The 5,239-nt window shown below is 44.6% G+C and carries 5 protein-coding genes and 1 pseudogene; 1 reads left to right on the top strand and 5 read right to left on the bottom strand.

What is annotated here, in order from left to right; translation table 11 throughout:
- Nucleotides 1–325: 325 nt before the first annotated feature.
- From chlG to EWV68_RS21030, 5 genes are all read right to left on the bottom strand, one after another.
- Nucleotides 326–1,306 carry a chlorophyll synthase ChlG gene (gene chlG / locus EWV68_RS21050; protein WP_061433156.1) on the bottom strand — a complete coding sequence of 327 codons (981 nt, stop codon included), beginning with the start codon at nt 1,304–1,306 and terminating at the stop codon, nt 326–328.
- A gap of 6 nt (nt 1,307–1,312) precedes the next feature.
- Nucleotides 1,313–2,389, bottom strand: a complete 1,077-nt coding sequence (locus tag EWV68_RS21045; RefSeq protein WP_287170933.1) for a Get3/ArsA fold putative tail anchor-mediating ATPase NosAFP — start codon at nt 2,387–2,389, stop codon at nt 1,313–1,315.
- A 22-nt stretch (nt 2,390–2,411) separates the two neighbouring features.
- The gene (gene petP, locus EWV68_RS21040) at nt 2,412–2,603 is read right to left on the bottom strand and encodes a cytochrome b6f subunit PetP (protein ID WP_002742483.1); all 192 of its coding nucleotides are present in this window, start codon (nt 2,601–2,603) and stop codon (nt 2,412–2,414) included.
- 542 nt (nt 2,604–3,145) lie between these two features.
- Nucleotides 3,146–3,478: a hypothetical protein gene (locus EWV68_RS21035; RefSeq protein ID WP_287170932.1), complete on the bottom strand. Its 333-nt coding sequence runs from the start codon at nt 3,476–3,478 to the stop codon at nt 3,146–3,148.
- 108 nt (nt 3,479–3,586) lie between these two features.
- Nucleotides 3,587–4,483 carry an ABC transporter permease gene (locus tag EWV68_RS21030; protein ID WP_002799574.1) on the bottom strand — a complete coding sequence of 299 codons (897 nt, stop codon included), beginning with the start codon at nt 4,481–4,483 and terminating at the stop codon, nt 3,587–3,589.
- 328 nt (nt 4,484–4,811) lie between these two features.
- Between EWV68_RS21030 and EWV68_RS21025 the strand changes: the two are divergent.
- Nucleotides 4,812–5,120, top strand: a pseudogene (locus EWV68_RS21025) (PEP-CTERM sorting domain-containing protein); the annotation flags it as partial.
- Nucleotides 5,121–5,239: the final 119 nt, after the last annotated feature.

The following is a 5,239-nucleotide window of genomic DNA, read 5'->3' as shown; positions in this document are numbered from 1 at the left end:
TTTAGGCACTTTTTCCCTGAAAATTAGGTAATTGGCCACCTCAAAACTGGTAAAACCCCACACCCCACACCCCACACCCCACACCCTGCCCCCAGGAAAAACTTTTTCAGCAAACCCTAAGTAGGTAGGTATTAAAAATTGTCAGATACCCTCCTTATCAAGGCGGGATCGGCACCCCCCTTATCAAGGGGGGATTAAGGGGGGATCGAACCGAAAATCTATTTTCACCCCTCTTGACTGATCAAGTTACCGTAAACAGAAGCCCAATTCAAGGCGATAATGTCCCATAAACTGGATATTTCCTGTTTTTATTAATTACAATCTTTTAGAGTATCCCCTGACCTAAAGCCAAACCTGTCACCAACATTCCTAACACTAGAAAAGGCTGGGCGCTGGCTTGATATTTGACATCATTTTTGAGCGGATCTCGCAGAAAATACATATCTTGGAAAGTAATCTGAGGGATAATTAATAACAGTAAAATAGCGGCATAAAGATTCTGATGAATACTAATGAGATAGCCCGCAATTCCTGCTTGAAAAACATCGATCATAATCACGCAAATCCAAGCCGAGGTGGTAATTCCAAACATAACTGGCAAGGATTTTAAGCCTAATTTTTCGTCACCTTCCACACTTTTAAAGTCGTTAACTACAGCAATGCCTAAACCCGCCAGACTATAGATGAGGGTTAGGATCATAATTGTCCCATTTAACTGACCAAAAAGGGCGTGACCTGCCCACCAAGGTAATGCTATATAACTAGCACCGAGGGCATAATTTCCCAGCCAACCATTTTGTTTTAATTTTAAAGGCGGCGCTGAATAAATATAGGCGATAAAAGAACCAAATAGGGTTAAACAGAGCATGATCGGGAAATCATGACCGGCCCAGCGATCGAGAAGATAAGCTATTCCTAACCCAGCCGCTAATAAAACCAAAATCTGGCCGACTACTTGCGGAATAGAAATCACCCCCGAAGGAATCGGACGATAGGGTTCATTAATTGCATCGATTTCTCGATCGTAAAAATCATTTAAAGTTTGGGTATAACCGGTCATCAATGGACCGGAAAGTAACATACAGGTGGCCGCTTTTAAGACATCTTCTAAAGACCAAGTATAATTCCCCGATGAAGCAGCCCCACAGACAACCCCCCAAATTAGGGGAATCCAAGTGATCGGCTTCATCAATTGTAAGCGGATTTTCCAGAGGGAGGTTTCTGCCGATGAGGCCCCTTTCATGCCCAATAACTGGCGAGTTTTTGCGCCTCGATTATCCTTGTTTTCTATCTCGGTGTTCGACATAATCCCTTAAAAAGAAATAATTAAGTAACCGTCTTGGAATTTGGCCCCTTTTACCGCTCGTCCGGTTAGAGGCGGTGGTACATCAATATTACGCCGTTGATCCCCGGCTTCGATGGTTAATTCTGGACCCGATTGCGTCAGTTTTACCTGTTTTTTCTCGAATCCGGGTAAATAAACCTTGACCTGACCGGCTGCCGTATCGATTATTAACGGTTTGGGCGGCTGCACCGTGAGAAAATTGGGTAACTCGGCGATTAATTCCTGCCAATCTTCTCCTTGACGGTCGGGTAAAATCGCAGCCGGCAGCGGGGCAAAATCCTCCGTAGCACTCTGACAGCGATTAAAAATCACTCCCCCCACATTTAAACCGATTTGCTGCGCCCCACCCCAAAGATATTTGGCATCTGCGATCGCAAGTGGATCATCATTGGTGACTAGATAGGCTAAAACCCGCCGAGGATCGGCTAAAGCCGAGCGTCCCTCGTCTAAAATGTTATTATCGGCCTTCTTCCCCAAACCATCGGGATTAAAGGAGAAATTCAGCACGGCAGCGGCGATCGGTTGGAAAAAGGGAGAAAGGGTGCGACCAATCTCGGAATCACTGAAAACCTGCCGAAAACGCCGTAAATACCAGCCACCTACCTCTGGAATCCCCAACATTCTCAGACTGTTGATATCTCCGCTGCCGTCGTAGATGATGACATCGTAATTTCCGCTTTTATCCTGTTCCCGCAGGAAATTTAAAGCTAGAGCTTGATCCATTCCGGGTAAAATGCCCAACTCTTGACCATAAACATTTTTCAAGGTGGGAGAACGCAAATACTGCTTTTCCAGTTCCTTGACTTCTTCCCAACTTTTTTCTAGTAACTGTGTACTACTAGGCTGCACAACCGAGAGATTGGGGGCAATTTCCGTAATGGAGGAGCTAGGGGAGGCCTTGAGGAGTAATCCCCAAGCAGGACCGGAATCTTGACCGATCAAGAGAACTTTTGACCCCAGACCAGCCATTTTCTTCGCCGAAGCGATCGCTATCGTACTGCGACCGCTGCCCCCCTTGCCCAAAAAGGTCAAAATTAAGGACATAATTAATTCCTAAGCGTTGTATTTAGATGAGTTTGAGTTCATCCTCAAAAAACCAAGTAGCGGTCTTATCATCGAACTGGACAACAGCACCAACACCGCTGCCATCGGTCATCTTAAAATTTTTGATGACACCCACTTTACCCAATTTACCCGCTACATCCGAGTTAACGCGGTCTCTTAAGCGACAGACCTTGACTTTTTGCCCGATTTCCATTACTTCCACAGTTTTAATAAGACGATAATTCAATAAACCAATCCTAAGTTTAATATAAATTCGTGTAAGATAAACCCCCCAATGCTCTTCAGTTATCGGTCTTTCTCAGATCATCTGCCCTTAGCGATCATATATACTAGGGCATTGAACAAAATCAACCTCCTGGTTAGGATAGGCAAGAGGCAAGAGGCAAAAGGCAATAGGTAAGCCGCCCCGATGTCGGGGGGATTGGGGGGGTAAGAGGTAGTTATACTAAATCCGTTGAGTATAGGCTACTTATGAGGACAGGCAAAAGGCAATAGGCAATAGGCAAAAGGAGCAATAGATAATCAGTTTTTAATAACCAGATTTAGTATTAGATATGTAGCTGGTTATAATTAAATTAAAAATGGATTTTAGGTTCGATCCCCCCTGCCCCCCTTGATAAGGGGGGTGCCGATAGGCGGGGGGATCTACCCTTAATAAGGGGGGCATCTGAAAGTTTTCAATACCTACCTACTTATGTGCAATTAATTGTGTCTAGCTACTCAAAAAAAAGGGTTTTATTTGGTTTCTGGGGCAGGATTTTGCAGATTTTCTAGTTGTTCTCTTTGTTTGCGTTTAAACTCCTCGGCCGCTTCGTTGATATTATTGAGGGTGTCTTCCTGAAATTCCGATCCGTCCCGGCTACGACGAAAATTACTATTATGAATCAAGTCTAAAGGATTAAAACCACCGAGATCATCCCTGCCATCGGAACTACGTTCATTTTTTTGATAATCCGGCTGACTGGGGTTCAAGCTTTGAGCTAACACTTGCCGATTAAAATCAGCCCCGACTAATAAAATAGTAGCTAGGAATAAAGACGATTTGATTAACATTTTTTGAGTATTCATAATCTGACTAACTCCTCAGAAAATTGTCTAGTTTTTGGTGGTGAGAAAGTTGTAGGCTTTTCAGTGAACAGTAAACTGATAACTGGTAACTGATAACTGATAACTGATTTAAGCAAAACGACGACGAAGTAAGGGCTGAATTGCTAAAAGGATTAGCAGATCAAAAGCTAAGAGTAGGCCTAAAACTGTCAAGAAATTGAGGTCAAGCCAAGGGGTTTGTAAGACTATGCTATCAAAAGACCAGTGCTGATTGAAATAAATATAACGGATCGGTTCGATCGCATAGGTGAGAGGGTTGAGACTAGCGATTACTTGTAACCAATCTGCCATAAAGTTTAAGGGAGCGAGGGCGGTACTGGCAAATAAAAGCGGTAAATTGGTGACGAAAATGACGGCGATTAATTCGATATGTCCGGGCAGAGCAAAGGTTAAACTGAGACTTAAGGCAGTCATCCCCAAAACTATTAGGAAAACAATCAAAGCGATCGCACCTAATCCGGCTAAACTGGGCAATCCTGCCCCTAAAAAGGCACTAGCGGCCACGATCGAGGCGGTTTGGATGAAACTGAGAGCGATAATATAGATGGTAGAAGCGGCCACGATCGAGTAACGAGTGGTTAAAGGCGCTACCAAGAGACGGTTAAGGAAGCCAAATTCTCGATCGAACATTACCGGCAAACCAGCATTTAAGGCCCCAGAAAAAGCGGTAAAGACAATCACCCCGGGGGCGAGAAATTTAGCATAACTGAGATCGTTGCCGAATAGACCCTGGGGAGCCTTATAAAACAATGCCCCAAATAAAATCAGCCACATAAAGGGCTGAATTACCCCCGCGATTAGGGTTGAAGGACGACGTTGTAATTGGATGAACAGACGTTTAGTCATGGCCAGAGTTTCTTGCAGAAATTCCCCTAGCACATTTCCCCCATCGTCCACCGTTGCTGCTCTAGTGGGATTGGGGGCTAAACTAGCTTTTAAGGAAGAAGGTGTGATGGTTTGGCTCATGAAATATTTACCTCTAATGCAGTCTCAACGAGTAATTTGGATAGTCAACAGTTTATAAGTGATCAGATGGCTCTCTTGGGGTTCTGGTGATCAGCAAATCCTCTCGAAGAAAAGGCTGACACCCTACCACTTCTCCAATATACAAGGGGCGCAAGCCCTAGGGGAAAGAAATGTAAATATTTATTAAATTGTAGCTTTTGATACAACGCGGGGGGGGAAGTGTGTATTTTGTCTTTGAGCATTCGCTTGTCATTGTTTTGGGTTGCCCTATCGCTTAACCCAAATCTAAATGTCACGCACTCAAATCAATTACCATTAACCCTTTGTTATGAAATTACAACTCGGCATTGTCTCCGCCGGGGTTGCCCTGGCAACTCTGGGAACCAGTGCGGCACAAGCTGCTTTGGTGGTCGTACCCCCCGGCTTGAATCCGGGCGACCAGTTTCGCTTGGTGTTTGTCACTGACGGCACACGGAATGCAACAAGCACCAACATCAACGACTACAATAACTTTGTTACCAGTCAGGTAACAGGAAGCGCTCTTGCTACGCAATTAACAACGGCAGGATTTAACCTGGGTACGATCACTTGGAAGGCGATCGGTTCTACTTCCGCTACCTCTGCCAAAGTCAATACCGCCCACATTCCGCACCCTGGTCGTTGAAATCAAAAGTTGCTCTAGCCCTTGTATAGTAAGACTTTTAGCGATTACTAAGAATTATGAAGTGTCACACTCTAGTCAGCGATCGCCAGCTT

This window comes from Microcystis sp. M_QC_C_20170808_M9Col (assembly GCF_007095495.1).
GTDB lineage: Bacteria > Cyanobacteriota > Cyanobacteriia > Cyanobacteriales > Microcystaceae > Microcystis > Microcystis aeruginosa.
The sequence above is the reverse complement of the archived record's forward strand: the minus strand, read 5'-3'. Positions and strand labels throughout refer to the sequence as shown.

Coding starts and splice junctions, on each gene's coding strand:
- petP (WP_002742483.1), bottom strand. CDS start 2,603: ATGGAAATCGGGCAAAAAGTCAAGGTCTGTCGCTTAAGAGACCGCGTT.
- EWV68_RS21035 (WP_287170932.1), bottom strand. CDS start 3,478: ATGAATACTCAAAAAATGTTAATCAAATCGTCTTTATTCCTAGCTACT.
- chlG (WP_061433156.1), bottom strand. CDS start 1,306: ATGTCGAACACCGAGATAGAAAACAAGGATAATCGAGGCGCAAAAACT.
- EWV68_RS21030 (WP_002799574.1), bottom strand. CDS start 4,483: ATGAGCCAAACCATCACACCTTCTTCCTTAAAAGCTAGTTTAGCCCCC.
- EWV68_RS21045 (WP_287170933.1), bottom strand. CDS start 2,389: ATGTCCTTAATTTTGACCTTTTTGGGCAAGGGGGGCAGCGGTCGCAGT.